The sequence below is a fragment of the Streptomyces parvus genome (assembly GCF_014648875.1).
GTDB classification, from domain to species: Bacteria; Actinomycetota; Actinomycetes; order Streptomycetales; family Streptomycetaceae; genus Streptomyces; species Streptomyces parvus.
The window spans coordinates 435,933-461,872 of the sequence record NZ_BMRY01000003.1; the positions used below are offsets into that span (position 1 = coordinate 435,933).

A 25,940-nucleotide genomic window follows, 5' to 3' on the forward strand; every position below is an offset into this window, starting at 1 on the left:
CTTACTTGTCGGTATGCGTGCCGGAGGCCTCTCCACCGTCCTGGTCCTGCGGCGGCCGGCGCATGCTCAGGGTCACCGACACCGCCAGGATGACGACGATCACCGCGAGGCTCACCGGCGACGGAATCTCCGGGATCGAGGTGCTGATCATCTTGTGGCAGGCCTGGAGGACGAGCTTGACCGCGATGAAGGCGAGGATGATCGCCAGCCCGTGGCTCAGGTAGTGGAACCGGTCGAGCAGCCCCGCCAGCAGGAAGTACAGGGCCCGCAGCCCCAGGATCGCGAACGCGTTGCTGGTGTAGACGATGAACAGGTCGTCGCTGACCGCGAGCACCGCGGGCACGCTGTCGACCGCGAAGATGAGGTCGGCCGCCTCGATCGCGGCGACCACCGCGAGCAGCGGCGTCGCGATGCGCCGCCCCTCCTTGCGGACGACGAAATGCGTGCCGGAATACTCGTCCTGGACCGGCATGATCTTCCGCAGCAGCCGTACCGCGAAGCTCTTGCCCGGGTCGAAATTCTCCTCCTGGCCGCTGAGGATTTTGTAGCTGCTGTAGAAAAGGACCGCGGCGAAGAGGAACAGGACGAACGTGAAGCGGTTCACCACCGCGACACCGGCGGTCAGGAAGAGCGCCCGGAACACCAGGGCGCCGATGACCCCGTAGAAGAGCACCCGGTGCTGATACTCCCGGGGCACCTTGAAATACGCGAAGATCAGCGCGAAGACGAAGAGGTTGTCGACCGAGAGGCTCTTCTCCAGCAGCCACGCGGTCGTGTACTCCGTTCCGGCGGTCGTCCCGAGCGTCAGGAAGACGACCCCGCCGAAGACCAGCGCGAGACCCACCCACAGGGCGCTCCACAGCCCGGCCTCCTTGAAGCCGATGACATGCGCCTTGCGGTGCGCCAGGAGGTCGACCGTCAGGGAGACGACGACGGTCACGCCGAACACGATCCACAGCCACACCGGTACGTCCACGCCGGAGACCTCCCACTCGGGTTTTTACGAGTGTGACCCGCTCGTCCCGTTGCCGCCCGCCGGGGAGCGCCGGGTGGCGGCCGCGACCGAGGCCATCAGCTCCGCGTCGAGGAACGAGGGATCGGCCAGCCGGGTGGCGGCGGCGTAGGAGTTCAGCAGCGCCTTGGTCACCCGCAGCGCGGCCTCCGGGCGGCGGACCACCGGCTTCGCCCAGGCGGCGACCGCGTCGTCCAGCTCCGCCTCGGGCACCACCCGCTGGAGCACGGACAGCTCGCGGGCCTCGGCGGCGCCGAAGGCCCGGCCGGTCAGGATCAGCTCGCGGACCCGGGCCGCGCCCACCTCGTGGATCAGCCGGGGCAGCAGCCCGCCCCAGGCGGTGGGCAGCCCGAGCGCCAGCTCCGGCAGCCGGAAGGAGGCGTTCTCCGCGCCGACCCGCAGATCGCAGGCGAGGGCCAGCGCGAACCCCGCGCCGACCGCCTTGCCCTGCACCCGGGCGATGGTCACCGCCCGGCCGCCGGAGAGCGCCTCGCAGACCCGGCGGGCCTTCTCCCCGGCGACCCGGATGCCCCGGCCCGTCGGGTCCTCCTCCAGCCACTGGCCGAACTCGGTGCGGTCCCCGCCCAGGCAGAAGTCGTCCCCGGCCGCGCCGAGCACCAGCACCCGTACCTCCGGGTCCGGGACGGCGACGATGTCCAGCAGCTCGTCGAGCATCGCCTCGGTCACCGCGTTCCCGCTCGCGGGCGCGTTCAGCTCCACGTGCAGGACGGCGCCCTCGCGCCGGGTGCGTACCGTCGTGGAGCGGTCGTTCGAGGTCAGGAAGTCGGGCAGCGAGAGCTTCACAGCGCCACGCCCAGCGAGGTGATCCGGCGGAAGACCATCCGGGGGGCGTACTGCGGCGGCGTGACCGTCCGCAGGGTGGGGAAACGATCCAGCATCCGCGCCAGCAGGGTCCGCGCCTCCAGCTTGGCCAGCGCCGCGCCCAGGCAGTAGTGCACCCCGCCGCCGAAGGTGAGGTGGCTGCCGCCGCGCAGGATGTCGAAGCCGGCCGGATCCGGGTTCCGCCGCGGATCGTGGTTGGCCGCTCCGTACAGGACGTGGATCATGCTGTCCTTCTTGATGGGCACGCCGGCCAGGACGGTGTCCTCGGCGGCGATCCGGGTGTTGATGTGGATGGGCGGGTCGTAGCGCAGCACCTCGTCCACGGCCGCGTCGATGTGCTCCGGGTACTGCCGCAGCCAGGCCCAGCGGGTCGGCTCGGTCAGCAGGTGGACCATCGAGGTGAGCAGCGTCGCCGTGGTCTCCAGCGAGGCGATGGTGACGAACATGGTGAGCCGGTAGAGGATCTCGTCCGCCTTCTCCCGGTCCGGCTCCATCGCGTCCCAGGTGTGGATCCAGCCGGTGAGCACGTCGTGGCGGGGCTCGGCCCGGCGGCGGGCGACCAGCTCGGTGAAGTAGGCCCGCAGCGCCAGGGTCGCCTCGGCGGAGACGGCCAGCTGCGACTTGGCGGGCAGCAGTTCCTGGGCGAACACCTGGTTGTGGGTGATCTCCAGGATGTGCGGATAGTCCTCGGGCGGTATCCCCAGCCAGGAGCCCACCGTGCTGACCGGCAGCTGTTCGCTGACGGTGGAGACGAAGTCGGCCTCTCCCCAGCGGAGCTTCTCCGCCAGCTCGTCCAGCAGCCGGTCGGTGTCGCGCTCGACGTCGGGAGCGAGGCGTTCGATGGTGGAGCGGTCGAAGAGGTTGCCGAGCGAGCGGCGCTGGCAGGTGTGCTCGGGGGCGTTGAGCCGGGCGAGGGTGGTGGTCATCTCCCGGGTCGCGACCGCGTCCCACTGCTTGGAGTCGTCCTGCCGCTCCTGCCAGGCGAGGTCCGGGGCGAGCCAGTTACGGCCCCGGAGAACCTGGCTGCAGGTGTCGAACCCGGTGACGAAGTACCCGTTCCACGGAGCCCGGACGACGTCACCCATCGTCCGCAGCTCCGCGAGTATTCCGTACGGGTCGGCCTGGCCTTCGGGTGAGTTGAGTCTGCGGAGCAGACCGATGACCGCGCGCCGGCCGTCCGGGGTCCTGCCTGTACCACCAGTGATGCTCACGCAGAGTTCCTTGACCTAGGCCCGTGGTTACCGACCTGAACCTACCCCTCCGGATATCTGCGCCAAGCATCGATCTTTGTTGCCCCCGTCACATGCAATCGTCACGAATGCCCGTTCTCACCAGCGAATTGTCGGGCTGTGAGTCATACGCGGAACACGTCCAGGAACGAACTCCACCAGCCCTTCTGCTTCTTGGCCGGCTCCGGTGCGTGACGGGGTGTCACCGGCGTTGCGGTGGGGGCGTTCCGGTACGGGTCGGGAAGCTGGGCCGAGGTCTGGGCCGGCGGCTGCACCCCGGCCGACGCACGCCGCGCGGCCGTCGGCGTGAACCGTACGGGCAGCGCGATCAGGGCCCGGTGGAACGGGCCCGGACGCCAGGCCACCCCCGAGGCGGGCACGGCCAGCGAGAGGTCCGGGACGGTGTTGAGGATCTTCTCGATCGCGGTCAGCGCGATCAGCGTCGCGGGCGATTTGGCCGGGCACACGTGCGGGCCCGCGCCCCAGGCCAGATGGGCGCCCTTGCTGAGGGTCTGGCGGGCGTCGGTGAGCCCCGGGTCGCTGTTCGCGGCGGCGAAGCTGATCAGGACCGGGGTCTCCGCCTTCAGCACCACCCCGTCCAGCTCGATGTCCCGTACCGGGTAGTGCGTGGCGTAGTTGGCGATCGGCGGGTTGTTCCACAGGACGTCGTCCAGCGCGTCCTCGACGAGCATCCCCGAACCGCGCCGCTCGGGCGCGCCCGGCTGCTCCCCGGCCAGCATCAGCAGCAGCGCGTTGCCGATCAGATTGCGCTCCGGCTCCACGCCCGCGCCCATCAGCATCACCAACTGGTCCTTCAGCTCCTCGTCCCGCAGGCCCGCCGGGTGCTGGATGAGCCAGGAGGTGATGTCGTCGCCGGGCTGGCGGCGCTTGATGGAGACCAGCTCCATCAGGCACTCGGTCAGCTCGGCGTTGGCGCGCAGCACGTCCTCGCCGTCGAAGATCGCGGACATCGAGCGGGTCAGCCGGTCGCCGATGTCACCGGGGCAGCCGAAGAGCTGGTTGAACAGGAGCAGCGGCAGGAGCTTGGCGTACTCGTTGAGCAGGTCGGCGGTGCCGCGCTCGATGAACTGGTCGATCAGGTAGTCGGCGATCCGCTCGACGTCCCGGCTCAGCCGGCTGCTGTTGAGCCGGGCCAGCGACTCGGTGACCGCCTTGCGCAGCCGCAGGTGCTCCGCGCCGTCGGTGAACAGGCAGTTGGGCCGGTAGATCATCATCGGCAGCACCGGGCTGTCCATCGGGACGGCGCCCTCGCGCAGCGCGGCCCAGCGCCGCGAGTCCCGGGCGAACAGCGCCGGGTTCTGGAGGACCCGGAGCGCCGCCTCGTGCTGCACGATCAGCGTGGCGTCCACCCCGGGGGCCAGCTCGATGGGCGCGGCCGGGCCGTGGGTGCGGGCCGCCTCGTAGAAGCGGTGCGGATCGGCGGCGAACTCCGGTCCGTACAGCGACGTCTGCTGCTGGTGCATGGGGCACCCGGCGGGGGCGCTGTACGGGGTGGCTCCCGGCTGCGGATCCATGTCGGCTTCCTCGGTGTGATCGCGGGGCCGTCGGGGCCCCGGCTTCGTATACGTCTACGTCGTGGTGGGCGCCGGACCGGGTGGGCCTCGGGCCGTGTGCGCGTCAGGTCGCGTGCGTCAGGAGGTGGCGGACCAGGGTGATCAGGGCGTGCGCGGACGACTTCTGGTCCCGGGCGTCGCAGAAGACGACCGGGGTGTCCGGCAGCAGGTCGAGCGCCTCGCGCAGTTCGTCCTCGGCGTGCTGCGAGTGCGGGTCGAAGCTGTTGACGGCGACCGCGTACTCCAGCCCGTACGTCTCGACGAGGTCGATGACCGGGAACGTGTCGGCGAGCCGCGCCGGATCGACCAGGAGCAGCGCGCCCAGCGAACCGCGCGCCATGTCCTCCCACAGCTCCACGAACCGCTGCTGCCCCGGCGTGCCGAACAGGTAGAGCACCAGCTCGTCGCTGAGGGTGAGCCGCCCGAAGTCCAGGGCGACCGTCGTCGTCTTCTTGTCGGGCGCCCCGCGCAGGTCGTCGACCTGGGCCGCGGCCTGGGTCATCCGCTCCTCGGTACGCAGCGGCGTGATCTCGGACAGGGTGCCGATCAGCGTCGTCTTGCCCACCGCGAAGTGTCCGACGACGAGGATCTTCGCCGCGCGCTGGACCGCTTCCGGCACATAGATGCTCTCAGCCGAACCGGACTTGGAGTCCATGCAACACCTCTTCGAGGATCTTCCTGTCAACGAGCTGGGCCGGCGGCGGCGCCTTCCGGCGCAGCAGGTGTCCCTGCTGGTGTAAATCCTGGAGCAGGAGACGGGCCACCCCGACCGGCAGGCCGAGGTGGCCGGCGACCTCGGCCACCGAGAGGTAGCCGCCGGAGCACAGCTCCCAGATCGCCCTGACCTCGGGGCTCGGGTTCGGCGGCGGCTGGCTCTCGGGGGCGAGGGTGACCAGCGTGACGAGGGAGAGATCCTCCGCGTCGGGCAGCCCCCGCCCGCCGGTGATGACATAGGACCGGACGAACCCGCTGCTGACCTGCTGCTCCTCGCCCGGCGCCGTCATATCTCGCTGTCCGCAGTGCGGCGGGGCGGCGTGGTCATCGCCTTGCCCAGCGCGGTGACCTGCTGCTGCATCCGGAAGGACATCGCCTCCATGTCCACATCGGCGGCGGCGGTGGCGGCGAGGTAGGCGCCGGTGCCGGCGGCGATCAGGAAGATCCAGCCGTCCTCGTACTCCAGGAGCGTCTGCCGCCATCTGCCCGGGTCACGGGTGCCGATGAAGGGGGCGACGGCCCGGCTGAGGGACTGCATGGAGCTCATGGCCGCGGCGACGGTCTCCGCGTCGTCCCGGCCGATCTCGCTGGAGTTGGCGAGCAGCAGGCCGTCGGCGGACACCAGGATCGCGTGCCGGGCGCCGGGTACCTGGAGCAGGTCGTTGAGTACCCAGGACAGATCGGGGTTCACTGGAACTCGGGTCCTTCCGTCGTCGTCGTGTCGCGCCCGGACCGGGTGCCGCGCTGGAACGCGCCGAGCCGCGACGCGGTCTCCTCGTTGCTGCGCGCGGGTCCCGCATCGGCCGATGGCACCGCGGCGACCGGGCTCTTGCGACGACGCTTCGGCAGACCGCCGGCGGTGGTGGTGATCTGGGCCAGCGGCTGGGTGGCGGTGTCCGGCTGGGGGGCGGGCGGGAAGAGCGGGGTCGGCGCGGGGGCCGGGCTCGGGGCCTGCGCCTGGTGCTGGGGGTGAGGCAGGTCCTGGGACTGCGCGCGGGCCTGCCACTGGTCCGGCTGCCGGACCTGCGGCGCCGGGGGGAGCGCCGCTTCGGGCGTCTCGGCCGGCGCGGCGGCGGGCGGCGCCTCGGTGGTGAGCAGTTCGTCGGGGATGAGGACCACCGCGCGTACGCCTCCATAGGGGGAAACGGAGTCCACCGAGACCCGGAAGCCGTAGCGGGCGGCGAGCATCCCGGAGACGGCGAACCCGAACTGCGGCGGAATGCCGAGGCTGGAGACGCTGATCGCGGCCTGGGGGGAGAGGAGGGCCGCCGCGCGGTCCTTCTCCTCCTGGCCCATGCCGAGACCGGCGTCGTCGACGATGAGGCAGACGCCCGTCGGCACGGCCTGGATGTTGATCTCGACCGGGGTGCCGGGGGCGGAGTAGTTCGTGGCGTTGGCGAGCAGCTCGGCGAGGACCACGGCGACCGGTTCGACCGCGCGGCTGACGACGGAGAAGTTCACCTGGCCGTTGACCCGGACCCGGTCGAAGTGCCGGATACGGCCCTGGGCGCTGCGGGCCACGTCGAAGACGGAGGCCACGGTCTCGCGCCGGCCGAGCCAGCCGCCGCAGAGCACGGCGATGCCCTGGGCGCGCCGGCCGAACTGGCTGTTGGCGTGGTCCACGGCCATCAGGTCGGCGAGGATCCCGGGGTCGTCCCCGTACTTGCGCTGGGCCTTCTCGATCACGACCTGCTGCTCGTCGGCGAGGCCCTGGAGGGTACGGACGGCAGCCTTGAGGACGGCCTTGGTCTCCTCCTCGGCGTCCTTGCGGACCTCCGCGAGTTCGGCGGACTGCCGCTGGAGCAGAGTGTTGTGGACGACGTGGAGTTCGTCCCGCTGGTGGAGGAGGGCGTCGCGCTCCTGGCGCAGCTCGGCGTGGTTCCTGCGGAGCTTGACGTTGATCGCGCGAGCGCGCAGAACGGCACCCACGGCGACCAGGGCTACGACAACCAGCGCCCAGAGGACAGGGCCCTGTGCAAATGTCATGAGACTCACTTCAAGTGCCATGGCGGAAACGGCTTGACACCCCGTCAGGCGGCACGCAGCCAGGGCTCGTTCGCCACGGACCGTGCGCCGCTTCGGGAGGTGCCCCTCCGAAGGTGGGGCCGAGGAATCCATTCCTCCCGGAATGCCCCCATACGCCATCAGCCCACTGGAAGTAAGATGATCTTACCATCGGCCGCGCGACGAAATGTCAAGGCCGCCACGCCCGTTGCCACTTGACGCAGAATGTTCACGTTGCGGAGATGTGAGGGAGGGGCTCCCGAGGGCGTCCGTACGGCTTCCGAGGTCGCCGGCGTGACGGGCGGGGGCCGTCGGCGGACCCGGAGAGGTGCGGCCGTCGGCGGTCCCGGAGCCGCAGCCGTCGGCGGCCCCGGAAGGTCTGGAATTCAACATTCCGCTTCCCTTGGAGCGCTCCCCGCTCCTGCCGTACCCTTCGGTGATTCCTGATCGGCCGGGCGAGGGGGCGCATCGTGATTCGGGTTGCCGTCGTGGACGACGAGCAGCTGGTCCGGTCCGGGCTGAAATTGATCTTGGGGACGGCGCCGGACGTCGAGGTGGTCGCCTGCTGCGACGGGATCGACGCCGTCGATCGCGTACGGGAGCTGCGCCCCGATGTCCTGCTGCTGGACATCCGGATGCCCGAGGTCGACGGGCTGACCGTGCTGCGGCGGGTGGGTGCGCTGACGGCGCCGCCCGCCGTGGCGGTGCTGACCACCTTCGACGCGGGCCGGCACATCGACGACGCGCTGCGCTCGGGGGCGGCCGGTTTACTGATGAAGAACACGGCCCCGGAACAGCTCGTCCACGCGGTCCGGGTGCTGGCCGCCGGCGGCCGGATCCTGGCGCCCGAGGCGGTGGGCCCCGTGATCGAGGGCTATCTCGCCGCGGGCCGGGACAGCGGTGCGGCCGACCGCACCGGGAGCCTGACCGACCGCGAGGGCCAGGTGCTGGCCCTGGTGGGCGCGGGCCTGTCCAACCGGGAGATCGCCCGTGAGCTGCGGCTGTCCCACGGCACGGTCAAGGACCACGTCAGCTCGGTGCTGTCCAAGCTGGGCGGGGTCAACCGGGTCCAGGCGGCGGTGCTCGCGGACCGGGCGGGTCTGACCTGCGGGACGTTGTGATCCGGGCCGGCCGGTGGGGCGGGATGACGCACGTCCGCCGTACTCCTCCCACCTCCCGCCGGATGCGGGCGGTCGCCCGTGGCGCGGTGCCGGTCGGGATCGCCGTGGTCGACGGCCTCCTCGTCAACGGCTTCGGCGCCGGACCCGGCCTCTGGATCGCGCTCGCCGCGGCGGGCGCGCTGGTGCTGCGGCGGCGCTGCCCCGAGGTGGTGCTGCTCGTCGGCCTGCCCGGGATGTACGTCGGCCACCTGGCCTTCGCCCCGCTGATCGCGCTGTACTGCCTCGCCGACCGCCGCCGCAACGTGGTCGTCGGAGCCGTGGGGGCCGTCGCGGTCGCCCTGGCCCAGTTCCTGCCGTACCCGGTCACGGACCTGCCCGAGCTCGCGGTCGACCGGGAGACCCTGATCGTGGCGATGGACTCCTGCGTCCTGGCCGCCGGGGCGCTGGTCCTGGGGCGTACGGCCCGGGTGCGCCGCGAGCGGCAGCGGGAGCTGGCGGAGGGCCGGGAGCGCGAGCACCGGCTCCTCGCCGAGCGGACCCTGTCCAACGAACGGGCCTGGCTGGCCCGGGAGATGCACGACGTCGTCGCCCACCAGGTCAGCCTCATCAGCCTGCAGGCCGGGGCGCTCCAGGTCGGCGAACCCGACGCGGCCACCGTACGGTCGACCGCCGGGATCGTCCGCGAGCTCTCCGCGAAGACCCTCACCGAGCTCCAGCACATGGTGGGCGTCCTGCGCGCGGCCGGCGGCCCCGCGCCCGGCCTCGCCCCGCAGCCCCGGCTCACGGACCTGCCCGCCCTGGTCCGCGACTCCGGTCTGCGCGTCACCCTCGCCACCCCGGACACCCCCGGCCACTGGTCCCAGGCGGTGGAGCGGGCCGCCTACCGCACGGTCCAGGAAGCCCTCACCAACGTGACCAAGCACGCCCCCGGCGCCGAGGTGGACATACGGGTCCAGCCCCTGGAAGGCGGTCTGCGGGTCGACGTCCGCAACACCGCCGACGACGGCTCCACCGCCCCCCTCGACCTGCCCGGCGGCGGCCACGGCCTCATCGGTCTGCGCGAACGGGCCCTGCTGCTCGACGGCACCTTCGACGCCGGGCCCGAGCCGGACGGCGGATTCCGCATACAGGCGGTGTTTCCGTCCCGGCAGACTTTCTGAGGGTGTGTCGGCGGGCAGGGAAAGCGCCTTTCCGGTCCTTCTCCGGGAGGAGATCGAGGACCTCTGACCCCGCCGACCGGCGGGGGGTGACCCCGTCAATTGGCCGGATAATTCGGACCCGCCCGCCTTTAATGTATGGCTGCTTGCCGTCATTTCCCTGGGAAAGATAGGATCGCCGCGCGCCTTGACCAGCGCACGCCGTGCGGGGGCCGTCGTGACGGATCCGCCCTGCAGGCGGCCGTACGGGGGAAGTAGGGCAGAAATGGCAGATGACTGTATAGCCGTAGGGCTGATGGTCGCCAGATTGTCGTTGCGGCGGAGACTCACCAGACTCTTCGCCCATCGTGGATGGAACGCCGTCGCGTGCGAGGGGGCCGGGGGGCCTCTTTCGTCCGACGACCGGTCCCGGATCCCGTCCGGGATTTCTTCCGACGTCCTGGTCGTCGACATCGACCGGCTCGACGAGATACGGGACGCCGCGCCGGTCGTGGCGCTGACCTACGGCTCGGAGATAGCCCATCTCGGAGCGGTGAAGGCCGACGTCCGCGCGGTCGTGGACCGGGACGACCTCGACGAGGCCTTCCTGGAGGCCGTGCAGGAGGTCGCCGCCGGGCACGGGTGGATATCGCCCACGCTCGTCCGCCCGCTGCTGCGCGGGCAGCCGTCCGCACCGGCGGGGGCCGTCCGGCCGGCCGTCCCTCCCGCACAGCCGCACCGGCCGGGGCGGCCGCACGATCCGGCCCTGACGGCACGGGAGTACGAAGTGGTCTCCCTGGTGTCGAAGGGAATGAACAACAGCGAGATCGCCGGTGCCCTCTACATAGCGGAGAGCACCGTGAAGTTCCATATGTCGAACATTCTGCAGAAGACCGGATTCCGTAACCGCGGTCAGCTCGTGGCGCGTATGCCGGTGGCCGGCTGAACCGGCCGCACACAACATGAAGGAGACCGTCATGGGAAACGTCGTGGGGAAGAAGAAGGAAGCCCTTCGCTGGGCGCCGGTGGCCATTCTGCTGGTGCTCGCGCTGATCGCGCCGCTCTTCGGGGACAACCCGACCGGTGTGGTGATTCCGCTTCTGCTCGCCGTGATGCTCGCGGGTGTCAATGTCACGATGCAGAAGAGGGAGCGCTCGACCCGCGGCGCGGAGTGATCCGCGCGGGGGAATGACGACGCATGCCGGGGCCCGCCGCACCTGACCAGTGCGGCGGGCCCCGGCATTGGGTCGCTCATGGAGTGCCGGTCACGGAGTCCCGGTCATGGCGTTCTCGTCACGGGACCCCGTCACGCGACCTCGTACCGGGTGAAACGCACCGCGCCCACCACCCCGATCGCCACCGCGTAGAGGAACAGCACCAGGAAGCCGAGGCCCTGCGAACCGCCGTCCGCCTCCGCCGCGGCGGTCATGATCGTGCCGCCGCCCGCCAGGTCGCCCGCCCCGCCGGGCAGCAGGTTGCCCAGCTCCGCGTTGCCGAGCGAGGAGGCGAGGATCCGCAGGGTCGGCTCCAGGAACTGTGTCACCAGCAGGATGCCGACGATCGCCGCCACCTGGTTGCGCACCAGCGCGCCCACGCCGACGCCGATCGCGCCCCACAGCGTCAGCACCAGCACGCTGCCGCCCAGCGCGCCGAGCACCGTGCCGTCCGTGAGGTACGTCGGCTTCCCGTGCCCCGACAGCAGGGCCGCCGCCACCAGAGCGCCGGAGAGCACCGCCGACGCCCCGTAGACGAACGCCGTACCCAGCCCGACGAGGAGCTTGGCCCCGTAGACGCGGGCCCGGCGCGGCTCGGCCAGCAGCGTCGCGGAGATCGTGCGCGCGTGGTACTCCTGCGTCACCGTGATCACCCCGATGGCCAGCGGGAAGACGTACGCGAGCGCCACCGCCAGGTTGTACGCCGGTACGGCGTCGCCCGCGGTGCCGAAACTCAAGGGGCTGCGCGGGGCGTTGAGACCGCCGAAGACGATCAGCGCGGTGAAGCCGGCGCTGCACGCGACGACCGCGAGCAGCAGGATCCACCACAGCCGGGTCGTGGTCAGCTTCAGCATTTCGGACCGCAGGAGATCGGCCGTGGAGACCGCGCCGGGGGCGGTGGCGGGGCCCGCGCCGTTGCCGGCCCGCTCGACGACGCCCGTGCTCGTACCCGTGTCGCTGATACCCGTACCGCTCATGTCCGTGCCGCTCGTACCCGTGTCGCTGATACCCGTGCCGCTCATGTCCGTACTCCGTTCCCGGCCCGTGTCAGCCGCAGGAAGGCCGACTCCAGGCGCTCGCCCGGCTCCAGCAGACCGTCGAGAGGGCCGCTGCTCAGCAGCCGCCCGTGATGCATCAGCAGGACGTCGTCCACCGTCTGCTCCATCTCGCCGAGGAGATGGCTGGAGAGCAGCACCGTCCGCCCCGAGGCCGCGAAGTCCCGCAGGAACTCCCTCAGCCACAGCATCCCTTCGGGGTCCAGGCCGTTGGCCGGCTCGTCCAGGATCAGCAGCTCCGGATCGCCCAGCAGCGCCGAGGCCAGGGAGAGGCGCTGCTTCATCCCGGTCGAGTACCCGGCGACCGGGCGGTCCGCCGCCCCGGACAGGCCCACGTCCGCGAGCAGCCGTTCCACCCGCTCCGGTCCGCAGCCGGCGGCGGGGGCGTAGCAGCGCAGATGGCCCCGCCCCGTACGGCGGCCGACGAACGCCCCGCCGTCCAGGCCTACCCCTGTGCGCCGTGTGGGGGCGGCGAGTTCGGCGTACGGGCTGCCCCACAGCAGTGCGCTGCCGCCGGTCGGGCGGATCAGCCCGAGGATCATGCGCAGGGTCGTCGTCTTGCCCGCGCCGTTGGGGCCGAGGAAGCCGGTGACCCGGCCGGGCCGAACGTCGAAGGAGACTCCGTCGACGGCTCTCGTGCCCCGGAACTCCTTCCGGAGATCCCGGACCGAGATCACCTGCTGTCGATGTGCGTGCTGTTCGTCCCGCGTGGTTCGCGCGTCCTGTGCCATGCGTCGGCTCCTCCTTCTCCTACCGGACCGTCGTGAGGTCGACCTGGGAGCGGACCAGGTCCCGGTACGGGCCGGGTTCGCTGATCAGCTCCTCGTGGCGGCCGGTCTGGACGACCCGGCCGTGTTCCAGCACCACCACGAGATCGGCGTTCACGATCGTCGACAGCCGGTGGGCGATGATGATCCGCGTGCACTCCAGCCGGTCCAGCGCGGCGGCGATCCGGGACTCGGTGACGGTGTCCAGGGCGCTCGTCGCCTCGTCGAGCACGAGGACGCGGGGGCGGCGGGCGAGTGCGCGGGCGAGCGCGATCCGCTGGCGCTGGCCGCCGGAGAGGCTGCCGCCCATCTCGCGGACCGGGGTGTGGTAGCCCAGCGGCATCGCCGCGATGTCGTCGTGCACGTGCGCCTGGCGCGCGGCGTCGACGACCGCCTCCATCGTGGCGTCGGGGACCCCGAACCGGATGTTGTCCGCGATGCTGCGGTTGCTGAGGACGATGTCCTGCGGGACGTACGCGGCGCTCCGGTAGAACGCGTCGGCGTCGATCTCACCGATCGACACCCCGTCGAAGAGGACGTCACCGGACCGGATCGGGTACAGCCCCATGAGGAGCTTGCCCAGCGTGCTCTTGCCCGAGCCGGAACTGCCCACGATCGCGACCCGTTCGCCGGGCCGGATGTCGAACGAGACGTCCGCCAGGGCCGGGGTGCGGGAGCCGGGGTAGGAGAAACCCACGTTCCGCAGCCGCACCGCGCCCCGCACGACGGCCGGCCGGTCGCCGAACGCCCCCGGGTCCTCCGGCTGGTGGAGGATGTCACCAACCCGCGCCACCTGCGCGTTCGCCGTGATCAGCTGGGTGAACGCGCCGGACAGCGACATCACCATGCCGAGGCTCGTCGCGGTCAGCGTCTGCGCGGCCACCGCCGAACCGAGGTCCAGCGAACCGTTCAGCACCAGCCACAGCCCCACCGCCAGCACCAGCAGCGGCCCGAACACCTGGAACACCGCGTAGCCGCTGGTCGCCACGCCCTGGAGCACGATCCGCCGCCGGGTCTGCTCCATCCCCGCCGCGTAGACCCGCTGCCAGTCCCGGAAGAACGTGCCGGTCATCCCGGAGACCTTCAGCGTCTCGATCGAGGACAGCGCCTCCATCTGGAGCGACGAGGACTTCGTCGTCTCGCTGATCTCCCGCTCGGTGATCCGCCGGATCGGCCGGTACGTCCCGACGGCCACGGCGAGCATGGTCAGGAAGACCGCGAACGCCGTCGCGCCGAGCGTGAACGAGCGGTAGAACATGTAGCTGAAGATCGCGATCAGACTGCCGAGATCGAGGAGCACCACCGACAGCTGGCTGGAGATCATGTCCCGTACGGACGTGATGCTGGAGAGCCGGTAGAACAGCTCCCCCTGCGAGCGGTTGGCGAAGTACTTGTAGGGCAGGTCCAGCAGCCGCCGGAACGTCTTCCCCATCATCGCCTCGCCCAGGCTCCGGATCACGGACGCCAGGGCCACCGTTCTGAGCAGCGAGAGCAGGAAGAACACCGTCATCGGGGCGAGGAACGCCACCAGGACGAGGGCGATCGGGGCCTTCTCCAGATAGCCCGCGTAGTCATTGACCGCGTACTGGGTGGCGATCGGCATGAAGATGGTGAAGGAGTACAGCACCAGGGACATCAGGAACGCCTGGACCAGTGGCCGCCGGGCACCGGTCAGCGAGCGCAGGAACTCCCGCCAGACGCTGGGCTCCCGGTGCCGCTCGGGCCGGTGCTCCGGCGTCGGTACGGCTTCGAGCGCGAGGCCGGAGTAGTGCTCGGCGAACTCCTCCGCCGGGTACTTCCGCCGCCCGCCGCCCGGATCGACGACGGTCACCTGGTGCTCGTCGATCTCCTCGACGACCACGACATGGCTGTCGTCCCAGTACGCGATGAGCGGCAGCTCCAGCTGGTCGAGCCGCTCCACTCCGGCCCGGAACGCCCGCACCTCGAAGCCCCGGCCGCGCAGGATGGCGGCGATCTGCTTGATGGTGAGGCCGTCGCGTCCCACCTCGTGCTCCCGGCGCAGCCCGGCCACCGAATCGCGGGAGCCGTACGCCGAGAGGATCATCGCGACGCAGCACAGGCCGCATTCGGCCTGGGCGAACTGCTGGACCTCGCGGACCCGTCGGACTCTGCGCATACGCCATGCCATCAGCGGCCTCCGAGGCAGCGGGGAAGGCCGGTTCCGGGGTGGTCGAGCATCGCCTGGGCGGCGAACCAGCCGGAGAGGCCGAGGAAATAGGACGGCAGGAGGGGTTCGGTGCCGATACCGCAGGACCAGCCGCCCTTCCCGTACCGGTCGACGAAGGCGGAGTACAGCGCGGCGGCCCCGTCGCGCAGGTCGGGCCGGGCGAGCAGGTCCGCCAGGTGGCACAGGACGGCGATCCGGCCGGCGAGCCCGTGGCAGAGGCTGAGGTCGGGGGCGATCGCGGTGTCCTGCGCGCCGCCGGCGGGTTCCAGGACGCGGTCGATCTCCGGGGCCACGGCTTCCGCGATCCGGCCGGCGGGTTCGCCGAGGGCGGTGAGCAGTGCGGCGTGCGCGTACGCGATGCCCGCGTACCCCTTGCACCAGCCGGAGTTGCCCGCTCCCGTCCCCCGGTCGCGCAGGGCCGCGTCCTGCCAGCGGTGGCGGCCGTACGCCTCGGCGAACCGCTCCAGATGGGGGCGGGCGCCGCTGCCCTCGTCGAGGCCCGCCGCGACCATCGCGGACAGTGCGGTGATCCGGCCGAACCTGCCGTGAGCCAGGCCGAGTTCACCGCCCTCGGGGTGCTCGGCCGGGTTGCCGTCCACCGTGACGAGGCGGCGCAGCAGCCGCTCGGCCCCGGCCCCGGTCACCTCGGTCGCGCCGTGCTCGGTGTGGGCGGCGAGGTGGACGAGGTAGCCGCCGTAGCCGTTGAGGTGGTCGAAGTCGGCCGCGGAGAGCCCGTCGACGTCGAACCCGCCCTGAGCCGGGCGGAACCGGACGTGCTCCTCGCCCGCGCGGAATCGGGCGTCGGGCGCTGCCAGCCGCCGGATCTCCCAGTCGGTCACCAGGTCGGAGAGCGCCCCGGTGAACGGCGACATCGACAGCGGTGTCCCGTCGAGGACGGCCGGCCGGGAGCGTGCGGCCGAGGCGCAGACCCGCTCCGGGTCCACGCCGACGGGGGCCGTGCCCGTGCGGGCCGCGTCCTGCGCGAGGTGCAGCAGCAGCCCGCCGCCGTCGTACAGGGTCGCGTCGACACCGCCGAGGCGCAGCCCGTCGCCCCGGAGGCGGGGCGTCAGCCAGGTCGGGGCGTCCGCCTCGCCGACGACGAGGTCGCGGAGCAGGGCGTGCCAGCCGGCCGGGTCGGCGAGGTGGACGGGTGAGGCGGCCGGGGCGGACCCGGGGGCGGGCTCCCGCCGCTCCCACACGTCATCGGCGGAACCGGCCAGGGCGTACCGCAGATAGAGCGGGTCGCGGTCGGCGGGCCGGGCGAAGAACGACCCTACGGCGGCGAGCGCGGACTCGCGGGGCGTGAGCCGTGCGGCGCTGCGGATCTCCTCGTCGAAGTCGCCGCGCAGCAGCCCGGAGTCGCAGTCCACGGTGAAGAACGGCACATCGAGGTCGAGCAGGGCGGCGACCTCCTCCCGGTGCACCGCGTCGGCCGATTCGGCGGCGGTGCCCCGGTAGTGGCGCGGCAGCTTGCCGAGCAGCTCGGCCCGGTCCTGCCGGCTGCCCAGGTGCACGGGGTGCGTGGAGGCCTCCAGGAACCGGGCGTAGACGTAGGTGGGGCGGACGACCTGGCGCACGGCCCAGCCGGCGGAGTCCCGTACGGCCGCTTCCACGGCGTCGCGGTGGGCGGCGAGCAGGGTGCGGGCCTCGCGGAAGCCCGCGACCAGCTCGTCCGTCCAGCGGCGCGGGTCCAGCGGCTCGCCCGCCACGGTGGCCATGTTGCCGCCGTGCTCGACGACGACCTGGCTGCGGTCGAAGCGGATGTCGTCCGTGCCCGCGTCCACGACCAGGTACGACTGGAGGCTTTCGGAGGCCCCCGGCCGTACGCAGCCGATCCCGGAGATGTCGACGTCGAGCTTCGCCCCGGCGTAACGGGCGGGAAGGAGAAGGGTGTTGAGCACCGAGCGCTCGATGTCGAGATTGAGGGCGGCGGCAGCCGGTATCGAGGCGCCCTGCTCGACGGCGGAGTTGGGCAGCGACACCAGCGTCTCGGTGTCGATGACGACCGGGCCGTCCGGGGTGGCGATGATGTTCTCGTGGTGCAGGTCGGTGGCGCCCAGCATCGACAGGAGAGCGGCGGACCGGCCGAAGCGGCGGAAGTAGCGGGCGCTGTGTTCCGCCGTCCCGTCGAGGTCGGCGTGGACCACGTACTCCTGCCAGACGTGCGCGGGCCGGACGAGCGTGCGGGGGTGCAGCGGGCCGAAGAACGAGCCGTCCGTGTCGAGGAGCGTGCGCAGGGCGGTCAGGAGCTGCTGGCAGTTGTCCTGCTGCGGCTTGTACACGGTCCGGGAGCCGTCGTCCCGGACCACCAGGCAGACGGTCCGCCCGCCCCGGTGGGCGTCGCCGAGTCCCGGGGTGACCGAGACGATCCGGCCGGGCCCGCCGAGGAGCGCGTCCAGCTCCGCCCGGTCCGCGACGGCGGCGTGCAGCACGTCGGACACCGTCCGTGCGGTACGGGCGGTGGCGAGGCGCAGCAGCCGGTCCAGCTCGGGGAACCGGTCGAGCACCGCCTGGCGGCCGGGGGCCTGGGCCAGGCGGGCGTGGAACGCCTCGTACCCGGTGTCCTGGGCGCGGAAGGAGGCGATGAGGGTGCGGACACCGGTCTCGACGCAGAGGCCCATGAGGGAGCGGAGCGCGGACTCGGCGACCCCGGCGAGGTCGGCGACGTCGTCCACCGCGTCCGGACTCCGGAGGGAGGCGGCGAGCCCGGCGATGCGCTGGGCGCCGTCCCGCAGATACGGCGTGTAGAACGCGCCGAAGACGTCTGACCTCTCGTCGGTGATGCGCCGCACCAGGTCGTCGAGGAACGCGTCGCTCAGTTGCACTCGGGGACTCTCTTGCCGTCGTCGAAGGTGGGAGGGTGGGGGCGGGCGCCCCGGAAGTACCAGTTCCGGGGCGCCCGCACCACACCGGCTCAGCGGGTTCAGCAGCGCTTGGTGCAGCCGCTGGTCGGGCAGCCGCCCTGCATCGCGGCGCTGGCGCCGACGATGACGGTGGTGACGGCGGTGGCCGGGATGATGGTGGGCGTGAAGCCCGCGGCCAGCGAGTCCGGCGCGTCCGCGAGCTCGACGAGCTCGTCGGCGCTGACGTATCCGGTGGCGTCGTTCATGGCGATGTCGCCCATGACGGTTCCTCTCTGTTCTTCCTGCGTGGATGGGTGGTGCAGGGCCCGGCAGGATGCGGGCCCGGTTCGTGGGTGCGCCGTCGTGCCCCGGGCGTGGCCCTAGGCGAAGCGCAGCAGGGAGGGGTGGCTCCCGGGGTCCAGGTGGCGGAGGACGGACCAGGCGAGTCCGGCCTCCCCGACCATGAGGCTGTTGGTGTACGCGTATTTGGTGTCGGAGCGCTGCCCGTACCGCTCCACGACCTCGTCGAAGAGCCGCGGATAGAGGTCGTCGAGGCCGTCGCCGGTGCCGTCGCTGCCGCCGTCGCCGGCACCGGTCCGGGCGGCCGCGCCGAACAGGCCGGGGACCAGCTCCTGGCCGAGGCCGACGATCTCCGCGCAGGCCAGGTCGCCGTGGCAGTACGTCGGGTTGTTGCCGAAGCCGCGGGCCAGGGTCAGCCCGGCCAGCCGGTCCAGGACCGGGCGGGACACGGCGCCGGGTGCGTACGCGTTGCTCATCAGCGCGCCCAGCAGCATGCCGGGGGCCCCGTGGCACCAGCCGTACGAACGCTCCGGCTCGCCCCAGACGCGTGGCCAGTCGCGGTCGCCGTCCTCCTGCGCGTCGAGGACGGCGCCGAGGATCCGCAGCCCGAGCCCGTGCACGGCCGGGTCGTCGAACTCGGCCCCGTAGCGCAGCAGTACGGGCGCGATGCCCATGGCCCCGTGCGCGTAACCGGTGTACGGGGTGACGCGGGCGTCCTCAAGGCCGAGGCCGCCGAGCGCCTCGGTCTCCCGGGCGGCGATGGTGCGGACCGCCTCGGCGACGACCGCCCGCTCGGCCGGGTCGGTGGCACGCTCGTGCAGCGCGAGGCAGACGGCCAGCGCGCCCGCCATGCCGCTGAGGAAGTCGGTGCCGGCCTCGGCCCCCGAGCACCTGGCCAGCTCCCGCGCCAGCTCGCCCAGACGCCCGGCGTCCGGCTCGTCCAGCAGCCCACGGGCGACGACGAGGGCGTACGCGGTACCGGCCATCCCGGTCATCCCGCCCACCGAAACCCCCTGCTCGGCGAGTTGCCCGCCGCGCAGCTGCTCCTCGACGGGGTCCAGCACGCTGCGCGCCGCCGCGGCGAAGTCCGCCCGGCCCGTCTCGCGGGCGAGCCCGGCGAGGACGAGGGCGGGGCCGGGGCTGCCGCCGTACAGGTCGTAGCCGAGAGTCCCGGGGCTCCACTGGCTCTGCGAGTCGGTGGTGACCTGCGGGGCGATCCAGGTCGCCGGGTGACGCGGCTCGGTGCTCGCCACCCGGGTCGCGAGCAGCCGCTCCCCGATCCGTACGGCCTCGCCGACGAACCGGCCCCGGTCCACGGCGACGGCGGGCCTTCCCGCCGGGCGCACGGGGACGAACCCGGTCTCCTCCTGGTCGGTGGGCAGCTTGTTGACGAACGAGAAGTCGATCAGGCGCAGTTCGCGCTCGATGACGGTCTCGTTCAGTCCGTGGATGCGTTCGCGCACGGTCGTCAGCGGCGGTTCGGCCAGGGCGTCGGCCCGTACGGTCCCGTCCGTCGAGCCCAGCGCGCGCGACCTGGCGGTGTACGAGAAGTACGGCACGTCGCCCCGGGCCATCTGCCGGACCTCCGCGTCGGCGATCGCGGGGGAGTCGCCGGTGCGCAGGACGACCCGGTTCAGGACGGCGGCGCGGACGACCGGGTCCGCCATGGCGTGCGGGTGGGTCGCCATGCGCAGCAACTGCGTGTAGAAGATGGTCGCCTGGTTGACGTGCCGGAACTGCACATCGCCGAGGAACTCCTCGACTGCGTCGACGACCGCGTCCGGGTGGTCCGCCGCGTACCGCAGCACCCGGCCGAACTCGCGCTTGATGATGTCCCGTTGGTCGTTGACGGGCAGCTGGGTGGCGCGCTGCACGGCGAGGTTGGCGTTGGCGGCCGTGGTGGTCGTGGTCACCATCCCGACGAACATGTCGTCGCGTCCCGGGTTCTGGAGGCTCAGAGACTTGTACGGGGACCGCTGCCCGGTGTCGTAGCCGATCGCGCCGATGTCCATGCCGTGGTCGTCGTCGCCCGAGCGCACGACGAGCGGCAGCAGCCCCGAGCCGATGATCGACTCCCGGAGCGTGAGCGCCCCGGCCTTCGAGGCCGCGCCGTCGTCGTACGCCTCGGGGAGGTTCAGCCGGGGCGACAGCAGGGTCTCGGTGTCGATGACGACGGGCCCGGCGGCGCAGGACACCATGTTCTCGAAGTGGATGTCGGTGGCCCGCAGCAGGAAGAGGATGCCCGCGAGGGTGCCGATCCGGGCGAAGTAGTCCTTCTGCTCGCCCGCGTACTCCTCGGTGGGGATGAACTCCACGAACCCGCCGTGCCCGGTGGGGACCACGGCGACGGTCGGCAGGTCGGTGCCGAGCCGGCCGTTCATCCAGGACACGAAGGAGCTGTAGCCGGCCTCCGCGCCGATGGGGTGCGGCTTGTAGAGCACCCGGGCGCCGTCGGTGAACAGGACCTGCGCGACGGAGCGGCCGCCGTTGTGGGTGTCGCCCTCGCCGAGGACGAGGCGGTCGACGCGGAGGTGTTCCGGGCCGCGACCCGGCACGAGAGCGCTCAACCGCGGTGCGACGGTGTCGAGTTCCTCGATGATCTCGACGACGTACCGTGCCGACGCCTCGACCTGGCGGCCCACCGTCGAGAAGAGGTGCGGATAGCGGCCGGTCAACTCGTCATGACCCTCCGGGCTGTTGGTCCACCGCCGGAAGGCGGCGTACCGCTCCTCGGGGGTCCCGCCGTCCAGCAGGCCCGCCGTGCGCCGCCGGTGGAGCTCCTCGACCAGGGTCCGGATCATCAGCCGGGAGACGAGACCCGTCTGGTGCACGACGAAGTCGTCGACGATCCGTTGCGGCGCGGCGATCGTGGGCGACTGCGCGGCGGCGTGGCGCACGAGGCCGGTCCCGGGCGCGACGAAGTGCCGGAAGTAGTCGTGGAAGAGCCCGTCGGGATCGAGGGAAGGGTCGTAGGCGGCGGGCGCCTCGGGCAGGTCCGGGTTCTGTTCGGCGCTCTCGCTCTCGTGCGCGGTCGCCGCCGCCCGCAGCCGTTCCTCGACGTGCGCGATCAGCTCGGGGTCGGTGAGCTCCGGCAGATAGGTCCGCAGCGCTTCGGCGGTGCCGGGAGAGACGTCGTGACTGTTCATGAACACCGGATCCAGGACGGGGCGGGGAGGGAGGGGAGGTGACGCCGGGAGGTGGGTCCCGGCGTCATACGGTCACTTGCAGTTGTTCTGGCACTCGGCGGTGGCCGTGCAGAAGTTCCCGTTGTTCCCCAGGACGTAGCTGGCGCCGTAGCAGCTGAGGGAGGACACGATGGTTCCCCAGCCCTGGCCGGCGGCGCTGACGGCGTCGAGGTTCTGGTCGTCGATCTCTTCGAGGATGCCGACGTTGGGGTTCGCCATGAGGCTCACACCTTTCACGCGAGGAAGCGGCGCGGCTGTGCGGCCGGGCCGTTCCGAATGGATCTTGACCCCTTGAACGCTAGGGATCCGATCCGCGATGCACCCCCGCCCGGGGACGGGTTCCGCCCCCGCCCTGGGGGGTGTTGTTCCCCTACCGGACCTCGCCGGGCGGGGTGGGGTGTGACGGCCGGGTGGCGGGTCGCTCAGGCGGGGCAGGTGGAGGCGCGGGTCTCCAGGGACCAGGCGTGGCGGCGGACGGAGTCGGGGGCTGTCCGGTCCGCGAGGATGTCGCAGAGCAGCTCGGCGCAGGCGCGGCCGTACGCGGCGGGGCGCAGGTCGACGGCGGTGACGGGTGGTTCGGCGTTGCGTGTGGCGGGGCCGTCGACGCAGGACGCGACGAGCAGGCCGGGGCCGGCCTTCCGGCCGAGGGCGGCCGCCGCGCGCAGGACACCCGGGGCCGAGCCGTCGGGGGCGCAGATCACGGCGTCGACCGCCGGGTCCGCGGTGAGCAGGGCCCGGGTGGCCTCCTCGGCCTCCGCCGGGGTCGCGGCGAACGGCACGGTGCGCAGTGCCACCTCCACCCCGTGGGCCAGTCCCCAGGACCGGGCCGTCGCGCGCAGGGCGGTCGCCCAGGCGGAGGAGCCGGACGGGGAGAGGACGGCGGGGCGGCGGGCGCCGCGGTCGGTGACGTGGTCGAGGAGGGCGGTCAGCGAGGCGGCATTGTCGCAGACCACCGCGGCGCTGGGGCCGGTGGCCGGGCCGAGGTAGCGCTCGCCGGTCACCACCGGGACGCCCGCGTCGAGCAGCCCGGGCACCGCGCTGTCGGCCGCCTCGGGGTCGATCACCAGCAGCCCGTCGACGCGCGAGGCGATCCGCCCGCCCGCCGCCCCCGACGGCGCGAGCAGCACCATGTCGAGCCCGTCCTCCTGGGCGCGCTCGACCGCCCCGAAGGCGAGGTTCATGTAGTAGTCCAGCCGGGTCGCGGTGGCCGGCAGATGCAGGCCGACGGCCCCGGTGCTGGCGCGGCGCAGCCGCCGGGCGGCGCTGTTGGGGCGGTAGCCGAGCTCCGCCGCCACCGCGCGGACCCGGTCCCGGGTCTCCGCCGCGACCCGCCCCGAGCCCTGGAGCGCGTCCGACACGGTGCTCTTGGAGACCCCGGCGGCGCGGGCCACGTCGAGCAGGGTCACGGTCCGGGAGGTCACGGGGGTGAAGTCTAGACGTTGGGGGAGGGGAGGCCGGGAGGGTTGCCGGAACGTTCCGGCAGGGTTAGATTCGGAGCCGTTGCCGGAACGTTCCGGCAGTCTTCGTTGCCCCTTCGTCCGTCCCCCGTCCCCGCTCCTCCTCCGCCCCCGTTGCCCCTGGACTCCGTCCCCTCGCCCCTGGAACTGGTCATGCGTCTGATCACCGCGTACAACCCGCCCGCCTCCCCGACCCGGACCCGGCCCGCCGAGCGCGCCCCCCTGCGCGTCGCGGCCGTCCAGCAGCGCTGGCACCGCGACCCCGCCGAGCACCGCGCCGCCCTGCTGGAGGGCATCCGGCTCGCCGCGGCGGAGGGCGCCCGGGTGGTCTGCCTCCAGGAGCTGACGCTCTCGCCGTACTTCGCGGTCGTCCGCCGGGCCGACCACCCCGAGCCCGCCGCCCCGGAGGACCTGCTGACCGGCCCCACCTTCACGTTCGCGGCGGAGGCAGCCCGTGAGCACGGGATCCACGTACACGCCTCGCTGTACGAGAAGGCCCCGGCGCCCGGCGGCGAGGACGACGGCCTCGGCTACAACACCGCGATCCTGGTCGCCCCCGACGGCACCCTCGCCCAGCGCACCCGCAAGACCCACATCCCGGTCACCGAGGGGTACTACGAGGACGACTGGTTCCGGGCCGGCCCGGCGGGCGAGGACGCCTTCCCGCTGGTCGAGGTCGACGAGGCCCGCTTCGGCCTGCCGACCTGCTGGGACCAGTGGTTCCCCGAGCTGGCCCGCGCCTACTCGCTGGCCGGCGCCGACGTCCTCGTCTACCCGACCGCCATCGGCTCCGAGCCCGGCTTCCCCGGCTTCGACTCCCAGCCGCTCTGGCAGAAGGTGATCACCGGCAACGCCATCGCGAACGCCACCTTCATGGTCGTGCCGAACCGGATCGGCGCCGAGAACGGTCTCACCTTCTACGGCAGCTCGTTCATCGTGGACCCGTACGGCCGCGTCCTGGCCCAGGCCCCCCGCGACGAGCCCGCCGTCCTCGTCGCCGACCTCGACCTGGACGCCCGGCGCGACTGGCTGGAGCTGTTCCCGTTCCTGACCACCCGCCGCCCCGACGCGTACGGCCCGCTCACCGAGACCCGCTGATCCGGGAGACCCGCCGACCCGTTCACGCGGGGCGCCGGAGACCCTCCGGTGCCCCGCCCGCCTGGTTTCACCCGGGCAGACATCTGGCCGGCTGCCGCCTTCTCCGCTTCCGTCCTTCCTGCTTCCTCCGTCCTTCCGGCTGACGTGCCTACGGCACCACCGGATGCCCCTGCCGTGCTCCGAGACGCACCTGAAGCCGAGACGTACCTGAAACAGAGCCGCGCGGTGCTCGAAGCACGCCCCTGACCGGCCGGAAGCGGCGTTCCCGGAGGCTGTCGGCGTACCCGATTCCCGGTGTACGCGACCGTCAGGAGACCCGTGCCGTGCTGAGCCCAACGGAAGCCGCAGAGCCTGTCACGGACGGGACACCCGAGGCCGGACTTCCCGAACCCGCCGGGTCCGCCGTCCGCCGGCGTGCCCCCCGTTGGGTCGCCGCCGGGGCGGTCGTCTGGGCGACGGCGATGGCGCTCCACGCGTCGGTCCCGAACGCGGGCGTCAACGCGGGCAGCCTCTTCCAGACGCTGCTGCCCTGGACGGGCCTCGGTGTGCCGTTGCTGCTCGCTCTCGCCGTCGTACTCCGGTCCCGGATCGCCGCCGTCGCGGTCCTCGCGCCCGCCGTCGTGTGGGTCACGCTCTTCGGCGGAGCCCTCACCGACAAGCGTTCCGGCGGCGGCGATCTGACGGTGGTCAGCCACAACGTGGACGAGGGGAACACCGATCCGGCCGGGACCGCGCGCGTGCTCGCCGCGGCCGGCGCGGACGTACTGGCGCTGGAGGAGCTGTCCGACGCGTCGGCCGCCGTCTACTCCCGCGAGCTGGCCGCCGCCTACCCGCACCACGCGGTGATCGGCGGGGTCGGCATCTGGAGCAGGCACCCGCTGGCGGACGTGAAGGCGGTCCCGATCATGCCGTGGACCCGTGCGATGCGGGCCACGGTGCGGACCCCGGAGGGACCGCCCGTCGCCGTGTACGCGGTGCATCTGGCGTCGGTACGGGTCTCGGCGGCCGGTTTCACGACGGGCCGGCGCAACGACGCTGCCCGCGAACTGGCCGCCGCGCTCCGGTCGGAGACCGCGCCCCGGGTCGTGGTGCTGGGCGACTTCAACGGGGCGTACCGGGATCGCGCCCTGGCCCCGGTGACCTCGCGGCTGCGGTCCGCGCAGGGGGAGGCGGGCGCCGGTCTCGGGTTCACCTGGCCCGCGGCGTTCCCGGTGGTCCGCATCGACGACGTGCTGGTACGGGGGATGACCCCGCGCGCGGCCTGGACCCTGCCCGCCACCGGCAGCGACCACCTCCCGGTGGCGGCCCGGCTGAGCCGGTGAGCCGTGACCAGCAGCCGGTGAGCCGGTGACCCCTGACCAGCAGCCGGTGACCCGCTGTCCTGGTGACCGGCCCTTCGGCCCTCCCCCGACTACGATGCGAGCGACCGACCGATGACCTCGAACGCCCAGGCAGGCAGCGTGCCCGACCCACGAGGACCGGCCCCCGGCCCCGCCCCCGTTAGCGTGCTCGTGGTCGAGGACGACGCCACCATCCGCCGTGCCGTCCAACTGGCCCTGGAACGCTACGGCTACCGGGTCGATGTCGCCGCCGACGGGCTCAGCGGCCTGGAGTCCTTCCGCGCGGGCGCGCACGACCTGCTGATCCTGGACGTGATGCTGCCCGAGCTGGACGGCATCGGGCTCTGCCACCGGATCCGCGAGGAGAGCCCCGTCCCGGTCCTGATGATGTCCGCGCGCGGCGACGCCCTCGACGTGGTCGCGGGCCTGGAAGCGGGGGCGGACGACTATGTGATCAAGCCGGTCGACACCGCCGTCATGGTCGCCCGCATCCGGGCCCTGCTGCGCCGCGCCACCTTCGGCCCGGACGGCCCCGCACCGGAGAAGTCCGGCCGGGACCGGGCCCCCGACCACATCCTGACCTTCGGCGACCTGACCGTCGACACCCTCGGCATGGAGGTCCGCCGGGCCGGCGTGACGGTGCCGCTGACCCCCACCGAACTGCGGCTGCTGCTGGAGTTCGCCGCCGCGCCCGGCTCGGTCCTCGACCGGCGTCGGCTGCTGCGCGACGTGTGGGACTACGGGTGGGAGGGCGACACCCGGGTCGTGGACCTGTGCGTGCTGCGGCTGCGCAAGAAGATCGGCAGCGGGCGGATCGAGACCGTCCGCGGCTTCGGCTACAAGCTCGTCCGCGGCTGAGC

At 72.4% G+C, this 25,940-nt stretch carries 23 protein-coding genes; 7 read left to right on the top strand and 16 right to left on the bottom strand.

Translation table 11 applies throughout. The annotated features are described in order from the left end of the window. Position 1 precedes the first annotated feature (1 nt). From IE140_RS12280 to IE140_RS12315, 8 genes are all read right to left on the bottom strand, one after another. Positions 2 to 976 (bottom strand): TerC family protein, encoded by a 975-nt coding sequence (locus IE140_RS12280; protein WP_150196446.1) that lies wholly within the window; start codon positions 974 to 976, stop codon positions 2 to 4. A 24-nt stretch (positions 977 to 1,000) separates the two neighbouring features. Continuing rightward, positions 1,001 to 1,816: an enoyl-CoA hydratase/isomerase family protein gene (locus IE140_RS12285; protein WP_150196447.1), complete on the bottom strand. Its 816-nt coding sequence runs from the start codon at positions 1,814 to 1,816 to the stop codon at positions 1,001 to 1,003. Further along, positions 1,813 to 2,940, bottom strand: coding sequence for a cytochrome P450 (locus tag IE140_RS12290; protein WP_150196449.1), 1,128 nt, complete (start codon positions 2,938 to 2,940; stop codon positions 1,813 to 1,815). Before IE140_RS12290 ends, IE140_RS12285 begins: the two co-directional genes overlap by 4 nt. Before the next feature lie 269 nt (positions 2,941 to 3,209). After that, a complete protein-coding gene (locus IE140_RS12295; protein WP_150196448.1) occupies positions 3,210 to 4,619 on the bottom strand; it encodes a cytochrome P450 family protein in 1,410 nt (469 codons plus the stop codon). Positions 4,620 to 4,722: 103 nt separating this feature from the next. Further along, the gene (locus tag IE140_RS12300; protein WP_093438481.1) at positions 4,723 to 5,313 is read right to left on the bottom strand and encodes a GTP-binding protein; all 591 of its coding nucleotides are present in this window, start codon (positions 5,311 to 5,313) and stop codon (positions 4,723 to 4,725) included. Next, positions 5,288 to 5,662 carry a DUF742 domain-containing protein gene (locus IE140_RS12305; RefSeq protein ID WP_032767104.1) on the bottom strand — a complete coding sequence of 125 codons (375 nt, stop codon included), beginning with the start codon at positions 5,660 to 5,662 and terminating at the stop codon, positions 5,288 to 5,290. The genes IE140_RS12300 and IE140_RS12305 overlap by 26 nt, the downstream gene beginning before the upstream one ends. Further along, entirely contained in the window at positions 5,659 to 6,063 is a 405-nt protein-coding gene (locus IE140_RS12310) for a roadblock/LC7 domain-containing protein (protein WP_010063113.1), read from the bottom strand. The genes IE140_RS12305 and IE140_RS12310 overlap by 4 nt, the downstream gene beginning before the upstream one ends. Then, entirely contained in the window at positions 6,060 to 7,358 is a 1,299-nt protein-coding gene (locus IE140_RS12315) for an ATP-binding protein (protein WP_093438484.1), read from the bottom strand. The genes IE140_RS12310 and IE140_RS12315 overlap by 4 nt, the downstream gene beginning before the upstream one ends. 488 nt (positions 7,359 to 7,846) lie before the next feature. On the opposite strand from IE140_RS12315, the gene IE140_RS12320 reads away from it, so the two are divergent. The 4 genes from IE140_RS12320 (at position 7,847) to IE140_RS12335 (ending at position 10,808) form a co-directional block, all read left to right on the top strand. Further along, positions 7,847 to 8,497: a response regulator gene (locus IE140_RS12320; protein ID WP_150197056.1), complete on the top strand. Its 651-nt coding sequence runs from the start codon at positions 7,847 to 7,849 to the stop codon at positions 8,495 to 8,497. A gap of 23 nt (positions 8,498 to 8,520) precedes the next feature. Further along, positions 8,521 to 9,657, top strand: coding sequence for a sensor histidine kinase (locus IE140_RS12325; RefSeq protein WP_229826754.1), 1,137 nt, complete (start codon positions 8,521 to 8,523; stop codon positions 9,655 to 9,657). Between the two features lie 292 nt (positions 9,658 to 9,949). Continuing rightward, positions 9,950 to 10,579 carry a response regulator transcription factor gene (locus tag IE140_RS12330; protein ID WP_162600187.1) on the top strand — a complete coding sequence of 210 codons (630 nt, stop codon included), beginning with the start codon at positions 9,950 to 9,952 and terminating at the stop codon, positions 10,577 to 10,579. 31 nt (positions 10,580 to 10,610) lie between these two features. After that, positions 10,611 to 10,808, top strand: coding sequence for a hypothetical protein (locus tag IE140_RS12335; RefSeq protein ID WP_032767164.1), 198 nt, complete (start codon positions 10,611 to 10,613; stop codon positions 10,806 to 10,808). A 131-nt stretch (positions 10,809 to 10,939) separates the two neighbouring features. On the opposite strand, the gene IE140_RS12340 is transcribed toward IE140_RS12335, so the two are convergent. The 8 genes from IE140_RS12340 to IE140_RS12375 form a co-directional block, all read right to left on the bottom strand. Next, entirely contained in the window at positions 10,940 to 11,869 is a 930-nt protein-coding gene (locus IE140_RS12340; RefSeq protein WP_150197057.1) for an ABC transporter permease, read from the bottom strand. Continuing rightward, positions 11,866 to 12,633, bottom strand: coding sequence for an ABC transporter ATP-binding protein (locus IE140_RS12345; RefSeq protein WP_150197058.1), 768 nt, complete (start codon positions 12,631 to 12,633; stop codon positions 11,866 to 11,868). The genes IE140_RS12340 and IE140_RS12345 overlap by 4 nt, the downstream gene beginning before the upstream one ends. Before the next feature lie 19 nt (positions 12,634 to 12,652). Next, positions 12,653 to 14,806 carry a peptidase domain-containing ABC transporter gene (locus tag IE140_RS12350; protein ID WP_150197059.1) on the bottom strand — a complete coding sequence of 718 codons (2,154 nt, stop codon included), beginning with the start codon at positions 14,804 to 14,806 and terminating at the stop codon, positions 12,653 to 12,655. Positions 14,807 to 14,817: 11 nt separating this feature from the next. Next, on the bottom strand, positions 14,818 to 17,682 hold the full coding sequence (gene lanM / locus IE140_RS12355) for a type 2 lanthipeptide synthetase LanM (protein WP_150197060.1): 2,865 nt from the start codon (positions 17,680 to 17,682) through the stop codon (positions 14,818 to 14,820). A 98-nt stretch (positions 17,683 to 17,780) separates the two neighbouring features. Beyond that, a complete protein-coding gene (locus tag IE140_RS12360) occupies positions 17,781 to 17,981 on the bottom strand; it encodes a class II lanthipeptide, LchA2/BrtA2 family (RefSeq protein ID WP_032767099.1) in 201 nt (66 codons plus the stop codon). Between the two features lie 99 nt (positions 17,982 to 18,080). Then, on the bottom strand, positions 18,081 to 21,146 hold the full coding sequence (locus IE140_RS12365) for a type 2 lanthipeptide synthetase LanM family protein (RefSeq protein WP_150197061.1): 3,066 nt from the start codon (positions 21,144 to 21,146) through the stop codon (positions 18,081 to 18,083). Positions 21,147 to 21,218: 72 nt separating this feature from the next. Then, positions 21,219 to 21,404: a lichenicidin alpha family lanthipeptide gene (locus tag IE140_RS12370; protein WP_030075698.1), complete on the bottom strand. Its 186-nt coding sequence runs from the start codon at positions 21,402 to 21,404 to the stop codon at positions 21,219 to 21,221. 203 nt (positions 21,405 to 21,607) lie between these two features. Next, entirely contained in the window at positions 21,608 to 22,606 is a 999-nt protein-coding gene (locus tag IE140_RS12375) for a LacI family DNA-binding transcriptional regulator (RefSeq protein WP_150197062.1), read from the bottom strand. Positions 22,607 to 22,795: 189 nt separating this feature from the next. Here IE140_RS12375 and IE140_RS12380 point away from each other — a divergent pair, with 189 nt between their 5' ends. The 3 genes from IE140_RS12380 (at position 22,796) to cseB (ending at position 25,938) form a co-directional block, all read left to right on the top strand. Next, on the top strand, positions 22,796 to 23,740 hold the full coding sequence (locus tag IE140_RS12380; protein WP_093438509.1) for a carbon-nitrogen hydrolase: 945 nt from the start codon (positions 22,796 to 22,798) through the stop codon (positions 23,738 to 23,740). 323 nt (positions 23,741 to 24,063) lie between these two features. Further along, on the top strand, positions 24,064 to 25,062 hold the full coding sequence (locus IE140_RS12385) for an endonuclease/exonuclease/phosphatase family protein (RefSeq protein WP_229826755.1): 999 nt from the start codon (positions 24,064 to 24,066) through the stop codon (positions 25,060 to 25,062). A gap of 111 nt (positions 25,063 to 25,173) precedes the next feature. Then, positions 25,174 to 25,938 carry a two-component system response regulator CseB gene (cseB, locus tag IE140_RS12390; RefSeq protein WP_150197517.1) on the top strand — a complete coding sequence of 255 codons (765 nt, stop codon included), beginning with the start codon at positions 25,174 to 25,176 and terminating at the stop codon, positions 25,936 to 25,938. Positions 25,939 to 25,940: the final 2 nt, after the last annotated feature.